The organism is Acrocarpospora corrugata (genome assembly GCF_009687845.1).
Classification (GTDB): domain Bacteria; phylum Actinomycetota; class Actinomycetes; order Streptosporangiales; family Streptosporangiaceae; genus Acrocarpospora; species Acrocarpospora corrugata.
Map to the genome: position 1 here is coordinate 83,422 of NZ_BLAD01000056.1, position 18,200 is coordinate 101,621.

The 18,200-nt window shown below is 67.8% G+C and carries 19 protein-coding genes; 12 read left to right on the forward strand and 7 right to left on the reverse strand.

Going from position 1 to position 18,200, the window contains the following annotated elements; translation table 11 throughout:
- The first annotated feature begins 13 nt into the window (after positions 1 to 13).
- The 4 genes from Acor_RS21245 to Acor_RS21260 all read left to right on the forward strand — a co-directional run bounded on the left by Acor_RS21245 (position 14) and on the right by Acor_RS21260 (position 2,667).
- Positions 14 to 589 (forward strand): HD domain-containing protein, encoded by a 576-nt coding sequence (locus tag Acor_RS21245; protein WP_155338490.1) that lies wholly within the window; start codon positions 14 to 16, stop codon positions 587 to 589.
- Between the two features lie 89 nt (positions 590 to 678).
- Positions 679 to 1,593 (forward strand): Rieske (2Fe-2S) protein, encoded by a 915-nt coding sequence (locus Acor_RS21250; protein ID WP_155338451.1) that lies wholly within the window; start codon positions 679 to 681, stop codon positions 1,591 to 1,593.
- A gap of 47 nt (positions 1,594 to 1,640) precedes the next feature.
- Positions 1,641 to 2,396 carry a sulfite exporter TauE/SafE family protein gene (locus Acor_RS21255; protein WP_155338452.1) on the forward strand — a complete coding sequence of 252 codons (756 nt, stop codon included), beginning with the start codon at positions 1,641 to 1,643 and terminating at the stop codon, positions 2,394 to 2,396.
- 40 nt (positions 2,397 to 2,436) lie between these two features.
- Positions 2,437 to 2,667 carry a hypothetical protein gene (locus Acor_RS21260; RefSeq protein WP_155338453.1) on the forward strand — a complete coding sequence of 77 codons (231 nt, stop codon included), beginning with the start codon at positions 2,437 to 2,439 and terminating at the stop codon, positions 2,665 to 2,667.
- A 196-nt stretch (positions 2,668 to 2,863) separates the two neighbouring features.
- On the opposite strand, the gene Acor_RS21265 is transcribed toward Acor_RS21260, so the two are convergent.
- Together Acor_RS21265 and Acor_RS21270 are read right to left on the reverse strand one after the other, a co-directional pair.
- On the reverse strand, positions 2,864 to 3,853 hold the full coding sequence (locus Acor_RS21265; RefSeq protein ID WP_155338454.1) for an SPFH domain-containing protein: 990 nt from the start codon (positions 3,851 to 3,853) through the stop codon (positions 2,864 to 2,866).
- Positions 3,854 to 3,927: 74 nt separating this feature from the next.
- Positions 3,928 to 4,716 (reverse strand): ABC transporter ATP-binding protein, encoded by a 789-nt coding sequence (locus tag Acor_RS21270; RefSeq protein ID WP_155338455.1) that lies wholly within the window; start codon positions 4,714 to 4,716, stop codon positions 3,928 to 3,930.
- 70 nt (positions 4,717 to 4,786) lie between these two features.
- On the opposite strand from Acor_RS21270, the gene Acor_RS21275 reads away from it, so the two are divergent.
- The gene (locus Acor_RS21275) at positions 4,787 to 5,578 is read left to right on the forward strand and encodes a hypothetical protein (RefSeq protein ID WP_155338456.1); all 792 of its coding nucleotides are present in this window, start codon (positions 4,787 to 4,789) and stop codon (positions 5,576 to 5,578) included.
- 157 nt (positions 5,579 to 5,735) lie between these two features.
- On the opposite strand, the gene Acor_RS21280 is transcribed toward Acor_RS21275, so the two are convergent.
- Positions 5,736 to 8,021 (reverse strand): serine/threonine-protein kinase, encoded by a 2,286-nt coding sequence (locus Acor_RS21280; RefSeq protein WP_170317021.1) that lies wholly within the window; start codon positions 8,019 to 8,021, stop codon positions 5,736 to 5,738.
- 135 nt (positions 8,022 to 8,156) lie between these two features.
- Between Acor_RS21280 and Acor_RS21285 the strand changes: the two genes are divergently transcribed.
- Together Acor_RS21285 and Acor_RS21290 are read left to right on the forward strand one after the other, a co-directional pair.
- The gene (locus Acor_RS21285; protein WP_155338458.1) at positions 8,157 to 8,813 is read left to right on the forward strand and encodes a hypothetical protein; all 657 of its coding nucleotides are present in this window, start codon (positions 8,157 to 8,159) and stop codon (positions 8,811 to 8,813) included.
- A 143-nt stretch (positions 8,814 to 8,956) separates the two neighbouring features.
- Positions 8,957 to 9,427 carry a hypothetical protein gene (locus tag Acor_RS21290; protein WP_155338459.1) on the forward strand — a complete coding sequence of 157 codons (471 nt, stop codon included), beginning with the start codon at positions 8,957 to 8,959 and terminating at the stop codon, positions 9,425 to 9,427.
- Positions 9,428 to 9,853: 426 nt separating this feature from the next.
- On the opposite strand, the gene Acor_RS21295 is transcribed toward Acor_RS21290, so the two are convergent.
- Positions 9,854 to 10,480, reverse strand: coding sequence for a response regulator (locus tag Acor_RS21295; RefSeq protein WP_218034405.1), 627 nt, complete (start codon positions 10,478 to 10,480; stop codon positions 9,854 to 9,856).
- Positions 10,481 to 10,485: 5 nt separating this feature from the next.
- A complete protein-coding gene (locus Acor_RS21300; protein ID WP_246238869.1) occupies positions 10,486 to 11,625 on the reverse strand; it encodes a GAF domain-containing sensor histidine kinase in 1,140 nt (379 codons plus the stop codon).
- A gap of 103 nt (positions 11,626 to 11,728) precedes the next feature.
- On the opposite strand from Acor_RS21300, the gene Acor_RS21305 reads away from it, so the two are divergent.
- The 5 genes from Acor_RS21305 to Acor_RS21325 all read left to right on the forward strand — a co-directional run bounded on the left by Acor_RS21305 (position 11,729) and on the right by Acor_RS21325 (position 16,199).
- Complete coding sequence (locus Acor_RS21305; RefSeq protein ID WP_155338461.1) at positions 11,729 to 12,004, forward strand: CATRA system-associated protein; 276 nt, start codon at positions 11,729 to 11,731, stop codon at positions 12,002 to 12,004.
- Positions 12,001 to 13,617 carry a CATRA conflict system CASPASE/TPR repeat-associated protein gene (locus Acor_RS21310; RefSeq protein WP_155338462.1) on the forward strand — a complete coding sequence of 539 codons (1,617 nt, stop codon included), beginning with the start codon at positions 12,001 to 12,003 and terminating at the stop codon, positions 13,615 to 13,617. The genes Acor_RS21305 and Acor_RS21310 overlap by 4 nt, the downstream gene beginning before the upstream one ends.
- A gap of 230 nt (positions 13,618 to 13,847) precedes the next feature.
- Positions 13,848 to 14,510 (forward strand): SDR family NAD(P)-dependent oxidoreductase, encoded by a 663-nt coding sequence (locus Acor_RS21315; RefSeq protein ID WP_155338463.1) that lies wholly within the window; start codon positions 13,848 to 13,850, stop codon positions 14,508 to 14,510.
- Positions 14,507 to 15,505 (forward strand): S-adenosylmethionine:tRNA ribosyltransferase-isomerase, encoded by a 999-nt coding sequence (locus Acor_RS21320; RefSeq protein ID WP_155338464.1) that lies wholly within the window; start codon positions 14,507 to 14,509, stop codon positions 15,503 to 15,505. Before Acor_RS21315 ends, Acor_RS21320 begins: the two co-directional genes overlap by 4 nt.
- A 157-nt stretch (positions 15,506 to 15,662) precedes the next feature.
- Complete coding sequence (locus tag Acor_RS21325) at positions 15,663 to 16,199, forward strand: DUF11 domain-containing protein (protein ID WP_155338465.1); 537 nt, start codon at positions 15,663 to 15,665, stop codon at positions 16,197 to 16,199.
- Between the two features lie 49 nt (positions 16,200 to 16,248).
- Here Acor_RS21325 and Acor_RS21330 read toward each other — a convergent pair whose 3' ends face one another.
- Complete coding sequence (locus Acor_RS21330; protein ID WP_155338466.1) at positions 16,249 to 17,292, reverse strand: ABC transporter permease; 1,044 nt, start codon at positions 17,290 to 17,292, stop codon at positions 16,249 to 16,251.
- Positions 17,289 to 18,194 carry an ABC transporter ATP-binding protein gene (locus Acor_RS21335; RefSeq protein ID WP_155338467.1) on the reverse strand — a complete coding sequence of 302 codons (906 nt, stop codon included), beginning with the start codon at positions 18,192 to 18,194 and terminating at the stop codon, positions 17,289 to 17,291. Before Acor_RS21335 ends, Acor_RS21330 begins: the two co-directional genes overlap by 4 nt.
- Between the last annotated feature and the right edge of the window lie 6 nt (positions 18,195 to 18,200).

The following is an 18,200-nucleotide window of genomic DNA, read 5'->3' on the forward strand; positions in this document are numbered from 1 at the left end:
CCACCAGGACCGCATGCAGGCCCAGATCACGTTCATTCTGGAGATCGACAAACTCAAGCGCGTCCTCCGGCGCAACACGCTCATCGACGGATCCCGGCGCGAGAACGACGCCGAACACTCCTGGCATCTCGGCATGCTGGCCATGGTCATGGGAGAACACGCCGAACCCGGCGTGAACCTGGACCGAGTGGTACGGATGCTGCTCGTGCACGACATCGTGGAAATCGACGCCGGCGACACGTTCATCTACGACGTGGTCGCGGTGGAGGCCCAGGAGGCGGCCGAACAGGCCGCGGCCGAGCGCATCTTCGGCTTGCTGCCGGCGGAGCAGGCGCGGGAGTTCCAGGAGCTCTGGGAAGAGTTCGAGGCACGGGCGACTCCGGAGGCGCGTTTCGCGAAGGCCCTTGACCGGCTCGCTCCGATCATGGCGAACCACCACAACGAGGGCGGCACCTGGGCGCTGTACAAGGTGACGGCGTCGCAGGTGCTGGAGAAGGTCGCGATCATCGTGGCGGGGTCGGCGACGCTGGGGGCGTTCGCGACGGAATTGGTGGAGATGTCCGTCGCCCGGGGACATCTCGCGCCTTGACGTGTCGGGCACCCCGCCGTCCGGGGCCTCCTATGCCTCGATGTTCGTGCCTCAAACGCGCGGGTACGTCGTGTCAGGGGGTGAAATCGATGGATAAATCGACCGAATCACGTCGGAATAGCCGGTTTCCGCGTATCACTCAGCCTGCGGAAACCCTCGACCGGCTGGAGCACAGCCGTCGGCTTGATCCGCCGATCCGGGTGCTGGCGAAGGCCGTACGGGCCAGGATTCGGCCGGGGCGGTTGCGTGATTTCCTGCATGGGGTGCCGATTGGGCATCCGATTCATCCGCCGTTGGCCATGGTCACGTTGGGGTCGATGGCGGCGACGGCGGTGCTTGACCTGACTTCGGCTGATCCGCGGGCGGCGCGGGTGTTGCTGGCGACCGGGTTGGCGGCGGCGTTGCCTGCTGCCGCCGCTGGGATCACGGACTGGTCGTCGTTGCATCGGGAGCAGCAGCGGGTGGGTTTCGTGCACGCGCTGGCGAATCTGACCGCGCTGGGGCTCTACGGCACCTCGCTGCTCATGCGACTCACCGGGCGCAACCGTACCGGGCGGACGGTTGCCTTCGCGGGGCTCGGGGCGGCCGGGCTGGCCGGGTATCTCGGCGGGCACCTGGCCTACCGCCAGGCCGCGGGAGCCAACCACGCCGAGTCGGTCGCGCACCTGGTCCCGACCGGCTGGCATGATCTCTGCTCCCTGCAGGGGCTGCCCAACGGGCGGCCGGTGGTCCGCCGTCTCGGGTACATCGACCTTTTCGTGCTCCGGCTCGGCACTACCGTCAGCGTTCTCGCCGATGGCTGCTCCCATCTGGCCGGGCCGCTGCACCAGGGGCGGCTCGCCTCCGACAACGGCACGCCCTGTGTGATCTGTCCCTGGCACGGGAGCGTCTTCCGGGTCGGCGACGGCTCGGTGGTGCATGGGCCCGCCACCGCACCCCAACCCTCGCTGCGAACTCGGCTCCGGGAGGATGGCATAGTCCAGGTCTGTGTCCAAGGGGGATAAAACGCGCACCTGGGCTCTATGACTCGGTTGGGCGTTAGGAGCTCTTGGTGACACCGCTGGAGACGATCGCGGTATTCACGGCTGGGATTGCGGCCGGGGGGATCAACGCCGTGGTCGGCTCGGGATCCTTGATCACGTTTCCGACGTTGCTGGCGGTGGGGCTGCCGCCGGTGGTGGCGAACGTGTCCAACAACATCGGGCTGGTTCCCGGCGGGGTCGCCAGTGTGCTCGGGTATCGGGCCGAGCTGAGCGGCCAGCGGGAGCGGATGCTGCGGCTGGGTGTGGCGTCGGTGGCGGGGTCGCTGGTGGGGGCGGTGCTGCTGCTGTGGTTGCCGGAGCAGGCGTTCAAGGTGATCGTGACGCTGCTGATCCTGGTGGCGTGTGTGCTGGTGGTGGCGCAGCCGAAGCTGAACATCTGGCTGGCCGAGCGGCGGACGTACGCGCATCCGCATGGCGGGCCGTGGCTGTGGGTGGGGGTGTTCGGGGCCGGCATGTACGGCGGCTACTTCGGGGCGGCGCAGGGGGTCGTGCTGATCGGGCTGCTGGGGGTGTTCCTCGATGAGGAGTTGCAGCGGGTCAACGCGGCCAAGAACCTGCTCACGCTGCTGGTCAACACGGCGGCGGCGCTGCTGTTCGTCCTGATCGCCGAGGTCGACTGGACGGCGGTGGTGTTGATCGCGGTCGGCTCGGCGGTGGGCGGGTTCTTCGGTGCCCGGCTGGGCCGGAAACTGCCTGCTCCGGTGCTCCGCGGCGTGATCGTGGTGGTCGGTCTGGCCGCGATCGCCAAACTCCTGACATCCTGAAAAATGCGTACAAATGCTCGAATGTGGGTATGACAAGGGTGTGAAAGGGGATCGAGTAGAAATCGTCATCGATACGGGCGGCACCCCGCGCACCTACGAGGTCGTCGCAACCAAAGCCGGCCGCCGCGTCGAAGTAACGACCGGCCGCAGCATCGTCGAGGTAAGCGAAGTAACCCGCAACGGCACCCCCGTCCGCACGGCCCGCTTCATGTCCAACCGCATCCTCGCCCTCGTCGAACACCCCGTAGACGGCGACCCCAAGTCCGCCTGAGTCGGGTTAATCACCGTTATCCGGCGCCGTTTACGCCCGACCCACGTCTCGCCGTACCGGCACCAAAGGGGTCAGCCCGGCAGGGCGGGTTCGCAGGCTCTGATCGTGGGCCCGCAGGCTCTGCCTGTTGTTCAACTTCCCGGGCCCGCAAGCGCAGCCTGTTGTCCGAATCCCGGGGCCTGGCAGGCAATGCCTGTTATGAGCCCTGGGGGGACGCGGGACCGGGGGCGCGGTTGATTTCGGCGTCGCGGGAGGACTCGACTGCGCGGGTGGGCTCGGTCGTGTCGCGTTGGGGGTTGAAGAAGCCGCCCAGGTTTTCGAGGGCTCGGCCCATTTCGGAAGGGACGATCCAGAGTTTGTTGGCGTCGCCCTTGGCGATTTCGGGGAGGGTTTTCAGGTACTGGTAGGCGAGGAGGCGGTCGTCGGGAGCGCCGTCGTGGATGGCTTTGAAGACCATGGAGATGGCGTCGGCTTCGCCTTTGGCGCGCATGGCCTTGGCTTCGGCTTCGGCCTGGGCGCGGAGGACGACGGCTTCGGCTTCGCCGCGGGCCCTGAGGACGGCGGCTTCGCGTTCGCCCTGGGCGGTGAGGATGGCGGACTGCTTGCTGCCTTCGGCAGTGAGGATGGCGGCGCGTTTGTCACGGTCTGCGCGCATCTGCTTCTCCATCGAGTCCTGGATGGAAGCAGGCGGGTCAATCGCCTTGAGTTCCACCCGGTTGACTCGAATACCCCATTTGCCGGTCGCGTCGTCGAGCACCCCGCGCAGTTCGTTGTTGATCTCCTCGCGCGAGGTGAGCGTGCGCTCCAAATCCATGCCGCCGACCACGTTCCGCAGCGTCGTCACGGTCAACTGCTCCACCGCCACGATGAAACTCGCGATCTCGTACGTCGCCGCCTTCGGATCGGTCACCTGGAAATAGATGACCGTGTCGATCGACACGACCAGGTTGTCCGACGTGATCACCGGCTGCGGCGGAAACGTGACGACCTGCTCGCGAAGATCGACTTCGACCTTGATCCGGTCGATGAACGGCACCACGATGTTGAGCCCAGCGTTGAGTGTGCGGTGATAACGACCGAAACGCTCCACGATTCTGGAGGTTGCCTGTGGCACAATTCTGATCGTTCTGGCCAGGGCAAATCCCGCGACACCAACCACGATCAGGGCGGCGATGAGCTCAACCATGCTCTCACTCCAGTCTTTGACCCCGGCTGGAATGCTATTTGGTTTTACTCATACGCGTGGATTAAGACGACATATCAGAAGGGCCGCGCGTACCACCGGCCGTTGTCGCCGCGATCCAGGCCGAGCGGCACCCCGAACGTCTTGGACAGGTTGTCGCTCGTCATCACCTGCTCCACCGGACCCTGCTCGACCACCGAACCATGCCGGAGCAGCATCATGTGGGTGAACCCGGCCGGCACCTCCTCGACGTGGTGGGTGACCAGCACCATGGTCGGCGACTTCGGGTCCAGGGCCAGCGCGGACAGCCGCCGGACCAGATCCTCGCGGGCGGCCACGTCCAGCCCGGCGGCGGGCTCGTCCAGCAGCAGCAGCTCCGGGTCGGGCATCAGCGCCCGCGCGATCTGCACCCGCTTGCGCTCACCCTCCGACAATGTCCCGAACCGCCGGCGGATCAGATGCGCGCAGCCGAGTTGATCGATTAATTCGACCGCGCGGGTCACGTCGTTGGAGTCGTACTCCTCCGTCCAACGGCCGAGAATCGCGTATGACGCGGTCAGCACCAGGTCGATGACCTTCTCCTCGGGCGGCACCCGTTCGGCCAGCGCCGAACTGGCCAGGCCGATCCTGGGCCTCAGCTCGAACACGTCGGTCTGGCCGAGACGCTCGCCGAGGATCTCCACCGAACCTTCGGTGGGAAACAACAATGCGGCCGCGACCTGCAACAACGTGGTCTTGCCAGCGCCGTTGGGACCGATCACGACCCACCGTTCGTCCTCGCGCACGGTCCAGTCGATGCCGCGCAAGAGCGAGGCGCCGTCCCTCCGGACGGCAACGTCCTGCAGCTGAAGCACCTGACCGCCCACGACAGTCCCCCTCCCGTTCGAACCCGCTCAGACAAAACCTATTGCAGGACGAGCGCATATCGTGGATCGGGTGCGCACCGATTCACCGATCTCCGCCACCCTCGTCGCCTGGGGCAACGCCTGGCTGACCGGGCACGTCGGGCTGGACGAGGCCGTGGACCGGGTCGAACGCGCCGCGGGCCCGCAGCTCGTGGCCGTGCCCCTGGACGCGTCCCCAGCCACCGAACCGCTCGTTCCCCCTCCTGTGGTCTCCGCTTCGGTCGTGGAGCTGTCTGACGTGCCGTTGCGCGGGTTCCTGGCGGAGCTGCGCGGCGAAGGGCTGACGTCGTTCCGGCTGGCGCTGCCCGCGCCGGGGGATCCGCTCGGCCTGTGCGGGCCGCCCGAGTTCACCCGTGCGGCGGTGGCGGCGGAGCAGGCGGCGATCGCCGTACTGGCCGGGCGGCGGTTGGGGCTGGTGCCCGCCGAGGATCGGCGCGGCTCGTCCTACGCGGGGGTGCGCTGGGCGACACTGCCGGCCACCGCCGCGGACGCGGACGTGCCGCAGCTGGCGGAAGCCGAGCGCGCGCTCATGCTGACCATGCGTTCCGCGACCGACGCGCTGGTCGGCATTGACGGCCCCACCCAGGGCTTCCCGTCACTGGACGGCGCCGACGACGCGCTCGCCCCCGGATATCCCGGCCGGGCGCACCGCCTGGGCGCGCTGGCCGCCCGGCTGGCCCTGGCCCTGCGCCTGGCCGACGAACGCGGCCTCACCTCCGTCCAACTGACCACCCGCAGCGAGGCCCTCCGCGACCTCGACCGCGCGGTACGCCGAGCCAGAATCGCCGCCCACCACGCGATCGTGGAGCTCAAAACGCCTTGATCTACCGCATCCTCAGCTGAGCGCCCTGACCACCACACGCCCTGGCCCGCCACGTTCGCTTGAGCGCGGAGCGCCCTGACCGCCACATCTTCTGCCCTGATCTGCCACATCTTCAGTGGAGCCCCCAAGGCCCTGACCGCCACGTCTTCCGTGGAGCTCAGGACATCTTGATCTGCCACATCTTCAGGCGTCGGTCTTTGCCTGCTGAGACGATCACTGGTTTGCGGTCGATCTCCACCAAGTCGACGGAGAAGACCCCGCCCTTGTGGGCTTTGACCGCTTTTCCGAGTGCCCGGTACGTCTCGAGGTCCCACAGCCGGATCGTGCCGTCGGTGCTTCCGGATACCAGCACGGGATGGTCGTTCACCTCGCCAAAGGCCAGTGAGTAGACATTGTTCTTGTGCCCGGTGAGCGTCTTGCCGACGGCCTTTCCGGTCTTCGGGTCCCAGATTCTGATCTTGTTGTCCTCGCCGCCGGAGGCGATGACGTCGCGGCCGTCGAGTACGCCGGTGGTGACCGAGTAGACCGGCTTCTTGTGTGCCCGGAACGTCGCGCCGACCCGCTTCCGGGTGGATGCGCTCCACATCCGGAGTGTGCGGTCCTCGCTCGCCGAGATGATGATGGTCTTGCCGTCCCGTTTGCCCAGGGCCAGCCAGTTGATCACGTTTCGGTGGGCGGCGATGGCGCGGCCGATCGGTTTGCGCTTCTCGAGGTCCCACATCCGGATCCGACCGTCCGCTCCGCCGGAGACGATGACCCATCTGTCGCCGACCTTGCCGACGGCGACCGCGTACACGGCGTTGGAGTGGCCGCGCATCGGGCCGCCGAGCGCCTTGCGCTTCTTCAGGTCCCAGACCCGGACTGTGCCGTCCCGGCTGCCGGTGACGGCCAGGGCGCGCCCGCTGACGGTGGCGGCGGCCACCGCGTACACCTCGTCGAAGTGGCCGGTCATCGGTTTGCCGATGGATTTGCGGCTGTCCGCGTTCCAGAGGCGTACCTGACGGTCCAGACCGGTGGAGATCAGGACCTGGGTGCCGCCGACGTTGGCGGCGGCGACCGAGTAGACCGCGCCCCGGTGACCGGACAGCGCCTTGCCGATCGGCTTGCCCACGGCCGGGGGCGCGCTGGGCGTGGCGACAGGGTCGGGGGTGAATGACGGAGTGGACGACGGGGTCGCGACGATAAGCGGCGGGATGGCGGAGGAGGTGATCTGGGCGACAACCGCGACCTTGGCCTCGTCGTCAGCGGCGAACATGCTGGGCACCACGAACAGCGCGGTGGCGGCGAGCGCCAGCACGACGGCGAGCGCGCCGGCGACCAGTTTGGCCCGTTGGCCAGCGCGCGGCTCGTCGGTCTCCGGGAAGAACACCGGGTCCGGCAACCGATGATTGACCGTGACCGAGTGCTCGTCTCTCCGCTCGTGCGACGGATCGGCCGGTCGCCGCTGGTACGACGGCGAAGCGAACGGATTGCCCGAATGCTCCTCTCTCGGCTCATACGACGGCGAAGCGAACGGATTGGCCGGGCGTTCCTCTCTCGGCTCGTACGACGGGGACGTGAACGGGTTGGCCGGTGCCGCGGCGACCTGGAGGCCGGCGGTCATCGACCGTTCGAGATCGTTCCTCTCGGCGCCCTGCTGGTCGAGCAGGACGAACAGCGCCTCGGCCGCCGTCGGCCGGTCCTCGGGCCGTTTGGCCAGGCAGGACTGGACGAGCGGGCGCAGCCGGTCGGGTAACTGGGAGACGTCCGGCTCCTCGTTGATCACCCGGTAGATCACGGCGGGCAGGCTGTCGAACCCGAACGCGGGCCCCCCGGTGGCCGCGTAGATCATCGTGACCGCCCAGCTGAACAGGTCGGACGGCGGCCCGACCCGCTGCCCGCCGATCTGCTCTGGCGACATGTACGCCGGCGTCCCCACCACCCCACTGGACAGCGTCACCGACGCGTCCAGCGCCCGCGAGATACCGAAATCGATCACCCGCGGCCCGTCCGGGCCGAGCAGCACGTTGCTCGGCTTGAAATCGCGGTGCACGATCCCGGCCCGGTGAATGGCGGCCAGCGCGGTGATCGTCCCCACCGCCAGCCGGTACAGCGCGCCGTCCCGGCGCGGGCCCTCGTCGTGCACGACACGCTGCAGCGAAACCCCGTCGACCAGCTCACTCACGATGTACGGATGCTCGCCGTCCATGAACGCGCCCAGCACCTGAGCCGTACAGAACTGGGCGACCCGGCGGGCGGCCGAGACCTCCCGCAGGAACCCGTCGGCGTCGTCCACGCCCGTCTCACCGAGCCGGGCCCGGAGCAGCTTGATCGCCACGTCCTCGCCGTCGGGTCCGGTGCCCGCGTACACCACGCCCTGCGCGCCCTCGCCCAGCAGCCCGACCAGGCGGTACTCCCCGAGCGAGACCGGATCATCGGGACGGAGTGGTTGTGTCTGCGCCACGTCGGGCTCCCCCATCATCCCGAATCACCAAATTTTACGACCCGGATTCTAGTGAGAGAAGATCGCTCTCTTCATTCCAAAGTGATAATCATCGGATATACGGGGATTACCATGACTCATCCAACGGAGACTCCCATGCGCCGCACCGCTGGCATGCTCGCAGGGCTAACCCTCTTAGTTCCGCTCGCACTCACCGCACCGCCCGCCGCCGCGACCACCGCCCCGGCCGTCACGGCCCCCGCGACCCCGCAGGCGAAGGCTCCCTATGCGAACTTCAAGATCCACCACGTGAGCTATCCGAAGAAGGTCAAAGCCGGAAGCAAGATCACCTACAGCTTCCAGATCACCAACATCGGACCACACAGCGCCGATTATTACTACATTGGCGGCATTCTCCCTAAAGGCATCGTGAGCACTCTCAAATGGGGCGGCCCGAAGGGCACGGACTGCCTCTGGGAAGGCCGCGAATTCTGGTGCTGGCCGCCACCGGTCCTTTACCCCAACCCCGCCGAGGGCGAGACCGACTCCACCTGGCTGACCATCCAGATCACCCTGCTCAAGGGCACCCGCGGCACCCTGTCCACCAAACTCGGCGCCATCACCTACGACGTCCCCACCGGCGCCGACAACCTGGACAAACGCCAACTCAAAGACCTGGGCATCAAGGGCTGGATCACCACCAGAACAGTAAAAACCAAGATCGTCTCCCCTGGCTCCCGCGTCTACGTCCCCCCGCCCCCGAAGCCCACCCCAAGCCGCACCCCCGACCGCAACCGCAAAAAGGGCACCTGACACCAGGCCCTACCAAGCACGGGCCTGGCCACACCTCACGCCAGGCCCGTCTCACCCCACAAGTGAGAGTCCGTCCGTCCTTGCTTGGGGCTGAGCTTGCGGGTAGCCATCTATCAGAACGTGTTCTGACTTACGATGGTGGCATGACCGCCAGCCATGCCGACGCCGTAACCTTCTCGGACCTGTCAAGGAATCCCCGAGCGGTGGCCGAACGTGCCGCCAGTCTGGGCAGGGTCCGTGTCACTCACCGCGACGCCCCGGACTTCTACCTGACGGCCGCCGACCGTGAAGATCAGCGGGAGCTGACGCTGGCCACGGCGTCCCGCCTGTTCCTCGCCTTGATCAAACATGATCCGACTGCCCGTGCGCTCGTCATCGCCATGCCCGAGGTTTTTCCTTGGGCACGCCACCTCACCTCGGACGAGTTGCGTTCCTTCACCCTCGAACTGGTCGAGGCGCTCTCGGACGCCGCGGAGCTGGACGTCGACGCCACCACACAGGAGGTCATCGCAGGCTGGCGGGCCACCGCCCGGATCAAGGCCGACCCATCGCAGCACGCCAAGGCACGCAAAGCCACCAAGGGCGATTTCGGCCCTGTCAAGGTCTCGGCGTGAGCCCCAAGCGGGGAGACCGGGTCACCGTTCCACCGCCGGATGGCCAATGGGATCTACGGTTCGGCACCAGCGACGCGGTCAAGGGCTGGGAAGAACTGTGCCGCCACGCCTTGGCCAATACCCGCCCGCTGCTTCGAGACACTACGCACCGATCCACGCTCACGAGGCGATCACGAACGACAGCATCGGCTGCGCGGTGACCTTGCTATCCATCGCCACAACGGCGAGGACCTGGAGCAATGGGAGTACGAGGTGACCAGTGGCGGGCGCGTCCGGTACGTAATCGATGACGCCAACCACACTGTCTGGATTGTCTACGCATCGCCTCGTCACCCCAAAGACACCGACGCCTAGAAGCGTGAGCCTGGCCGCAACTGGCGCACCGGTGAGCGCCAGTCTGGCCCTGTCTCACCCTCTTGGCCTACCTCACGCCAAGCCGTTTCGTACGGCGTAGAGGGCGGCCTGGGTGCGGTCTTGGACGCCTAGTTTCATCAGGACGTTGGAGACGTGGGTCTTCACGGTTTTCTCGGCGACCAGGAGTTCGCGGGCGATCTCCCGGTTGGAGCGACCGCCCGCGATGAGGGTGAGGACCTCGCGTTCGCGTTCGGTGAGCAGGATCGGCGTGGCGGGGGGAGTGGCCTGCGGGCTGTCGAGCATGGCGTCGGCGGCCTCGGCGGCGAGGAGGACCTGGCCGCCGTGGACCGCGCGGATGGCTCGGACCAGGGCCACCGGGTCCACGTCCTTGTAGAGGAAACCCGCCGCGCCGGCGCGCATGGCGGGAGCCACGTCGCCGCGTTCGGTGACCGAGGTCAGGATGATGGCGCGGACTTTCAGGTCCTTGGCGGCCAGTTCCTCCAGCGCGCCGAGACCGTCCAGGCTGGGCATCTTGAGGTCGAGCAGGAGCACGTCGGGATCGAGTGAGGCCGCCAGGGCCACCGCCTCGGAGCCGTCCCCGGCTTCGCCGACTACCTCGATGTCGCCTTGGACCTCCAGGAATGTCCGTAGTCCCTGCCGGACGATCGGATGGTCGTCGGCGATCAGGACTCTGATCATTTCGGTCATAGCGGGACCACCAGCCGCACCGCCGTACCTCCATGAGGGTTGGGGGTGATGTCGAGGGAGCCGCAGGCGGACTCGGCGCGGTCCCGCATGGAGGCGAGGCCGAGCCCGCGGGACTCCGCGTCGGTCAGGTCGAAGCCTTTGCCGTCGTCGGCGATCTCCAGGACGAGTCGCGGCCGGTCATGGGTGAGGGTGACGGTGATCTCGCAGGATTCGGCGTGCCTGAGGGCGTTGTGCAGTGCCTCCTGGGCGACCCGGAGCACGGCCACCTCGGCGGCCGGGGGCAGATCCGTCGGCGGTTCGCCCTCGAACGTGAACGACAGGCGCACCGGATGCAGCCGGTCCAGCAGCGCGACGTGTTTGCGCAGGGTTTCGATCAGGCCGTGCCGGTCCAGTTCGGCCGGTCGGAGTTCGACGATGACTGCGCGGAGTTCGGCCAGGGCTTCGCCGGCGAGGCGCTGCACCTGGTCGAGTTCGCGGGCGGCTCTGGCCGGATCGGATTCCAGCAGTGCGGACGCGGCGCGGGCGGTCAGGCGGAGCGAGAAGAGTTTCTGGGTGACGGCGTCGTGGAGTTCCCTGGCCATCCGGGTGCGTTCCTCGATGACGGTGAGTTCACGGCTGCGCTCGTACAGGCGGGCGTTGATCAGGGCGATGGCGGCGTGCGCGGCGAACAGCGTGAGCAGTTCCTCGTCGGCGGCGGTGAAGCCGCCGGGGGTGCGCTTGTTGGCCAGGAAGATGATCCCGAGGATCTGATCCCCGTCCAGAATCGGCACCCCGAGAAAGTCCTTCATCACCGGATGCGCCTTCGGCCACCATTCGAATCGCGGATCACGCCGGAGGTCGGGGAGCCGCACCGGAGCGCCGTCGCGGAGCATCGCGCCGAGCATGCCGTGCTGCCGCGGCGTCGGCCCGATCGCCTCCCACTGCTCGTCCGAGATCCCCTCCGCGACGAACTGCGCGAAAGCTCCTTGATCGTCGGGTACGCCAAGGGCCGCATACCGGGCGTCCAGCAACCGGCTGGCGGACCTGACGATGACCTGGAGCACTTCCCGGGCCGACAGGTGCCGGGTAACCGCGAGCACGGCGGAACTCACGGCATGCAGCACCGCGTCCCGCTCACCCGCATCCACTTCCGGCACGACTTCACCCTAACCGCGGATAGTCGCTCGGCTTCCCCGCGTACCCGTAGCGCCGATATGGCGTCGCTTCCGCCTTACGCGACGCTTGTCTAAGCTGCACGCTATGACGATCTCGCGGGGTGCGGACCTGTTGAGAGAGGTACTGGAATGGGAGCTCCTCCCCGCCCAATGGGCCGAGGTCGCCACCCTCCTCCCCGCCATCGCCGACGGCGACCAGGACGCCCTACAGGACCTGGAACTCCTCGCCCCCGTCCGCGTATTCGCCACTTTCGACAACGAACCCACCGGCCCGCCCGCCCGCGAACGCGACCGCATCAACCAGCTCATCGCATCCCTGGACGGCGGCACGCCAGACCCCGAGGATGAGCCCACGCGATGACGCTCACCCGTCATTCGCTGGTGGTTCACCTGTTCACCCAGCACACCGACTATCCCCGGTTACGCACCCTGTGGGCCGACTGCGTCCACACCTTCGCCCTCACCGAACCCCACCCTCGCCCCAACATCCCCACCGACCCCCTCGCCGACCAGAACACCCTCCCGGCCACCGGCCCGCTGGCCGCACGCCACAGCCCCCAGAACGAGACCCAGGCCGTCATCCGCTCCCACCACGACGTCCTCGTCCTCTCCCTGGCGTTCTCACCCCCCGAACCCCACTCCCCCGACGCCTGGGCAGACCTCGAAACCCAATGGACCCGCGTCGCCGGCAACACCACCGACTGGGCGATAGGCGAGACCCGCCTCCGTCTCGCTTACGAGACGACCGCGCCCTACGGCATAGACGTAGGCAAACCCTCCCGCGTGGGCGAAGACAATCCGCCCAGCGCGGGCGATAACGGGCCACGCAGTGTGGGCGAGGCCGCGTCATCCGCCTTGGATGAAAGCGGGGGCACGGACGAGCCGTCCGACGCCGCTGAAGCAGTGCTGGCCGCCGTAGAGGAGAACGAGTCGTCCGGCACAGATGCTGCCGCGCATGGTTTGTACGCCGTATATCGCGAGGTCGGGGAACCGAGTGATACGCGCCGCCTGCGGACCATCGAAGTGGTGGCTCCGGTGGCGTTCGGTGTCGAGTCTGATCATCGGACGTGGAGTCGTCGTGTCGAGGAGTTGCCGCCGTTTGCCGCGTATCTGCTTGCGGTGGCGAAAGTCGGCTATGAGTTGCGTGTGCACAAGCCGTTTGATCTGCGGGAGCTTCGCGGCCAGGCGGACAACGCCGTGGATCGGGGGCTGACGGCGCTGCGGGAGATAGATGAGGGCCCGGACGCGCAGGTCGATCCTGAGGTGTCGCTTCGGTTGTTGACCGGGGTGCTCGCGGGGCCGAAAGGGCTCACGCAGCGGCATACGAGGCTGACCGAGATGCGGCGAACTGTGGAGATCGCCATGTCCACGATGGCTCGGCATCGGGACAGCGAGGAAGGGCTGTTCGCGGACGACGCCGAGTTGGCGGCGTGGTTTCATCAACGGCTGGATGATGACCTGCTCTATCTCGGTGCGGCTCGTGAGCGCGTGCGCGAGGTGATGCCGCTGCTGCACGTGGCCGCCGAGCGTGCCCTGCTGGAAGGCAAGGAACGGCTTCGCGAAAAGGAAGCGCAATCGCAGAAGGAGCAGAACAACTTCAATCTCGCTCAGGCGGGATTCATCGGCGCCGTGGTCATGGTCCTGAGCGCGATCCAGGCGTTCTCGTACACGGTGGACGCCGTCCCGCCCTCGGTGCATCCGGCGATCATTTCGGCGCTGGGCGCGCTCGCCCTGCTGTCCACGCTGGCCGCCGCCCGAATCCTCAGCGCCCGGCGAGCGCTCGACCGGCTGGTCCAGGGCGCGGCCGGGCTGCTCGGCGCCGCGCTGGCCTGGGTCGCGCTCGCCTGGACACACAAGGCGGCGACCGGCCACCCTGCTCCCATCGTCTGGACTCTGGCCGTCTCCGTCGCCGGGTTCGTCATCGGGGCGACCGTGACCCTGCTCCGCCATCGCCGCCATCGCAAAGCAGCCTGAGGCTCCCGCAGCCGGTCAGCAGAACTGGCGTCACCAAGATCGAGGACTGAACCGTCGGTCCGGACCGCAGGCCTCGGCAGGCCGGAGGGTTGGATCAGGAGTTGGGCCCCGGTAGGCCGGAGGGCCTAGGCCGATGAGCCCGGCTCTGGCGAGCCTTCCGCCCGATGTGTACGGCCCCGCAGATTCCTAGCGTGGAAGTCGTCCCCGCGAACTTCCACGAGAGGTCTGACATGAAGCACGCACTGATCACCGGCGCGTCTCGCGGGCTTGGGCTCGCACTGGCCAGGGGGCTGGCCGCGGATGGCTGGGCGCTGACGCTGACCGCGCGCGGTGAGGCGGAGTTGCGCGCCGCCGCGGTGGAGCTGGGGGCGACCGCTGTCCCGGGCGATGTCACCGATCCGGCGCATCGGGAGCGGTTGGCGCGAGCCGTACCGGAGCTGGATTTGCTGGTCAACAACGCGAGTGGGCTGGGGCCGGTGCCGTTGCCCGCGCTGGCCGATTATCCCGTGGATGGGCTTCGGGGGCTGTTGGAGAGCAATGTGCTCGCGCCGCTGGCGTTGATTCAGGCCACGCTGCCGTCGCTCAGGAAGCAGCAGGGGGCGATCATCAATGTGTCTTCTGACGCGGCGGTCGAGGCGTACGAGGGGTGGGGTGGTTACGGGGCCACCAAGGCCGCGCTGGAGCAGTTGTCGCGGGTGCTGGCCGCCGAGGAGCCGGAGGTCGCGGTCTGGTGGGTGGATCCGGGTGAGATGCGGACCGGGATGCTCGCGGACGCGGTCGGCGCGGAGGAGGCGGCGCAGGCGGACGAGCCGGATGTGGTCGCGCCCGCGCTGCTCTCGCTGCTGGCCCGGCGTCCGGCCAGTGGCCGGTTCACCCGGGGGGAGCTGGCGTGAGCATCGATTTCGCGCTCCCGCCGATCCGGGAGGCGCACGAGCCGCCGGAGGCGCGGGGGCTGGCCAGGGACGCGGTCCGGCTGATGGTCTCCCGGCGGGACACCGGCGCGATCACCCACCACGGGTTCGCCGAGCTGCCGTCGATCCTCGCGCCCGGTGATCTCCTGGTGGTCAACAATTCTGCAACGCTTCCGGCCGCCGTCCGGCTGGACCGGCTGGCGGTGCATTTCTCCACCGAGCTCCCGTCCGGCGAGTGGCTGGTGGAACTGCGCCGCCGTACCCCGACGGCCACCGAGCCCTACCTGGGCGGCTCCGCCGGCGAGTGGCTACCGCTGCCCGGCAGGGCCACGCTGCGCCTGATCGCGCCCGAGACGCCCCGCCTGTGGCGCGCCCTCCTGGACCGTGACGTGCCCGCCTACCTGGCGAAACACGGGACTCCGATCCGCTACTCGTACGTCGAGCGGGACTGGCCATTGGCCGACTACCAGACCGTGTTCGCCGTCGAACCGGGCAGCGCCGAGATGCCGAGCGCGGGCCGCCCGTTCACCACGCCGCTGGTCACCGATCTGGTCGCCCGGGGGATCTCGGTCGCCCCGATCACCCTGCACACTGGGGTGGCCTCCCCCGAAAAGGACGAACCGCCCTACGCCGAGCGGTTCGCCGTCCCGGAGCAGACGGCTCGGCTGGTCACCATGACCCGCGCGGCGGGCGGCCGGGTGATCGCGGTCGGCACCACGGTGGTCCGCGCCCTGGAGACGGCCGCCCTGGACGGAACAGTCCGGGCGGTATCCGGCTGTACCTCCCACATCGTGACGCCCGCCGAAGGCGTACGAGCGGTGGACGGCCTGATCACCGGGTTGCACGAGCCGCGCAGCAGCCACCTGATGATGCTGTCCGCCGTCGCCGGGGCGGACCTGGTCGCGGCCTCCTACCGGGCGGCGCTGGCCGAGGGCTACCTGTGGCACGAGTTCGGGGACACCCACCTGCTGCTCTAGTGGGCGACAAGACCGCTCCAAGAGGCCGGAGGGACGATTAGGGCACGTAAAGCAAAACTTCTTTACGTATTGTCCCAAAAACTGGTAAAAATCTTTCCGGTTCATTTGGGGGCTTTTGAAAGTTGCTGCCCCCCTTCGTCCTCCTGGAGACATCCTCATGCCGCACCCGATCGTCAAGATCGCCAGCCTCGCGCTGGCCCCACTCGTGGGCGCCACCCTGTTCGTGGCCACCCCGGCCGCCGCGAAGGTCGACGAGCCCTTCTCGGTGTTCAAGATCTCGAACGTGAAGTACACCAAGAAGGCCAAGGCCGGCGGCTGGATCAAGTACTCGTTCACCGCCACCAACACCGGCCCGCACGCCGCGGACTACTACTGGATCGGCGGCACGCTCCCCAAGAGCGTCGACACCAAGAAGAAGCTCTACTGGACCGGTCCGAAGGGCACCCAGTGCGACTGGCTCGCCCGCGAGTTCTGGTGCTGGACGCCGCACATCCTTGAGGCGGACGAGAGCGACCGGCTCACCATCCAGTTCAAGACCAAGAAGAACACCCGCGGCTACCAGTACGCCGAGCTGGGCGCGATCGCCTACGACGTGCCCACCGGCGCCGGTGACCTGGACCGCCAGGCTCTGAAGGAGCTCGGCCTCAAGGGCTGGATCTACACCAAGAAGGTCCGGACGCTCGTCGTCAAGTAAGGCTCTCCGAGTCGCCCGCCCCGGCACCGGGCGGGCGATTTCGTGTTTTCTACACGTCATCCCAGCGGAACAGCGACACCGCGATCACCGCGATGACCACCCCGAACCCGAGAATGATGCCCAGCTCCGGCAGGATGCTGGCCGGTCCCTGCCCACGCACCATGACGTCCTGCATGCCCTGATTCAGATGCTTCATCGGGAAAATGTTGGACAACGTCTGCAGCCACTGCGGCGCCGTGTCCAGCGGGAAGAACGTGCCGGACAGGAACGCCATCGGCAGCACGATCAGGTTGGCCATGCCCGCGGCCGCCTCCGACGTCTTGGCCAGCCCGCCGACCAGCATACCGATCGCCATGAACACCAGCGTCCCGGCGATGACCAGCGGAATGCACATCCACCAGTAATCGGAGAGTTGCAGCCCGAACAGCGGCAGGCTGGCCACGCCCAGGAAGATCGCCGTCTGCACCAGCGCGATCGCGACGCTCGCGCCGACCCGGGCCGACACGACGGTGGTGGTGTTGACCGGGGCCAGCCGGAGCCGCCGCAGGATCTTCTTCTGCCGCCAGGTCACCAGCGTCATGGCCGCGCCGAAGGTGGCGCCCATCGAGATCGCCCAGCTCAGCAGGCCCGGCGTCACATATTGAATGATTTTTAGGGATTCGTCCTCGACCTGTTCGGCGGCGAGCGTGAACCGCTGCGGCACCCCGGCCGCGTTGGCCTGCCCGACCAGCTGGCCGAACACGCCGCGTACGGTGGCGGACCTGACCTGGTCGGCGGCCGAGTAGTAGAGCTCGTAGCGGTCGCCCTGCTGCCGCACGACGGCCTCGTAGTCGCCCTTGCGCACCTCTTCCTGGGCGGCGGCGAGATCGTTCTGCTTGGTGATCTCCAGGATCTCGCCGACCCCGGGCGCCTGGTCCAGGATCGCGACCTGGCCGATCTGGATGATCTTCGATTTGGAGACGCCCTGGTTGGTGAAGATCGCCCCGAACAGCACCAGGAACATGAGCGGGAACAGAATGGTGAAGAACAGGCTGGACTTGTCGCGGACGAAGCCGAGCAGCATGGCCCGGGAGAGCGACCTGAAAGGGGTCACGCGCGGTACTCCCGTCCGGTGAGCTGCAGGAAGACGTCTTCGAGGGTGGCGCCCCTGACCGAGATGCCAGTCAGCAGGTTGCGCTCGGCCAGCGCGGTCAGCAGCGGCGCGGGGGCGTGCGTGGCGAAGGTCAGCGACACGCCGTCGTCGACCACGCTCGCGTCCGGGCCGGCCAGCTCCTGGGCGGCGGGCACGGTGAGCGTGCCGGCGGCGAGGCTGATGTGGGTGGCGCTGTCCAGACCGCGGACCAGGGCGGCGGGCGGGCCGAGTTCCAGGATCTTGCCGTGGTCCATGATGGCGACCCGGTCGCAGAGCGACTCCGCCTCGTCCAGGTGGTGGGTGGTCAGCACCACCGTGCGGCCCGCGTCGTTGATCGCGCGCAGCAGGTCCCACAGGTTGCGGCGGGCCTGCGGGTCGAGAGAGGCGCTCGGCTCGTCCAGGAACAGCACTTCCGGCTCGTGCACCAGGGCGCAGGCGATCGACAGCCGTTGCGCCTGCCCGCCGGAGAGCTGCTCGGACCGGGTGCCGGCCTTGTCCTCCATGCCGACGACGGAGAGCATGTCGTCGGCCTTCTTGGCGGGGATGCCGTACAGGGAGGCGAACGTGCGGATCTGCTCACGCGCCGTCAGGCGCTCGAAGAACGAGGACGCCTGGAGCTGCACCCCGATCTTCGGGAGCAGGCGGGAGTTGCGGGGCCACGGTGACATGCCGAGGACCTCGACGGTGCCGGAGTCCGCCTCGCGGAGACCTTCGATGATCTCCAGGGTGGTGGTTTTTCCCGCGCCGTTCGGGCCGAGGATGCCGAAGAACTCGCCCTGTTCGACGGAGAAGGACACTCCATCGACGGCATGGACATCTCCATACCGTTTCTGTAGGTCCTGCACGATGATTGTTTGCCCCATGATGCC

Coding starts and splice junctions, on each gene's coding strand:
- Acor_RS21325 (WP_155338465.1), top strand. CDS start 15,663: ATGCCGCACCCGATCGTCAAGATCGCCAGCCTCGCGCTGGCCCCACTC.
- Acor_RS21295 (WP_218034405.1), bottom strand. CDS start 10,480: ATGATCAGAGTCCTGATCGCCGACGACCATCCGATCGTCCGGCAGGGA.
- Acor_RS21245 (WP_155338490.1), top strand. CDS start 14: ATGCAGGCCCAGATCACGTTCATTCTGGAGATCGACAAACTCAAGCGC.
- Acor_RS21285 (WP_155338458.1), top strand. CDS start 8,157: ATGCGCCGCACCGCTGGCATGCTCGCAGGGCTAACCCTCTTAGTTCCG.
- Acor_RS21310 (WP_155338462.1), top strand. CDS start 12,001: ATGACGCTCACCCGTCATTCGCTGGTGGTTCACCTGTTCACCCAGCAC.
- Acor_RS21335 (WP_155338467.1), bottom strand. CDS start 18,194: ATGGGGCAAACAATCATCGTGCAGGACCTACAGAAACGGTATGGAGAT.
- Acor_RS21290 (WP_155338459.1), top strand. CDS start 8,957: ATGACCGCCAGCCATGCCGACGCCGTAACCTTCTCGGACCTGTCAAGG.
- Acor_RS21305 (WP_155338461.1), top strand. CDS start 11,729: ATGACGATCTCGCGGGGTGCGGACCTGTTGAGAGAGGTACTGGAATGG.
- Acor_RS21315 (WP_155338463.1), top strand. CDS start 13,848: ATGAAGCACGCACTGATCACCGGCGCGTCTCGCGGGCTTGGGCTCGCA.
- Acor_RS21250 (WP_155338451.1), top strand. CDS start 679: ATGGATAAATCGACCGAATCACGTCGGAATAGCCGGTTTCCGCGTATC.
- Acor_RS21265 (WP_155338454.1), bottom strand. CDS start 3,853: ATGGTTGAGCTCATCGCCGCCCTGATCGTGGTTGGTGTCGCGGGATTT.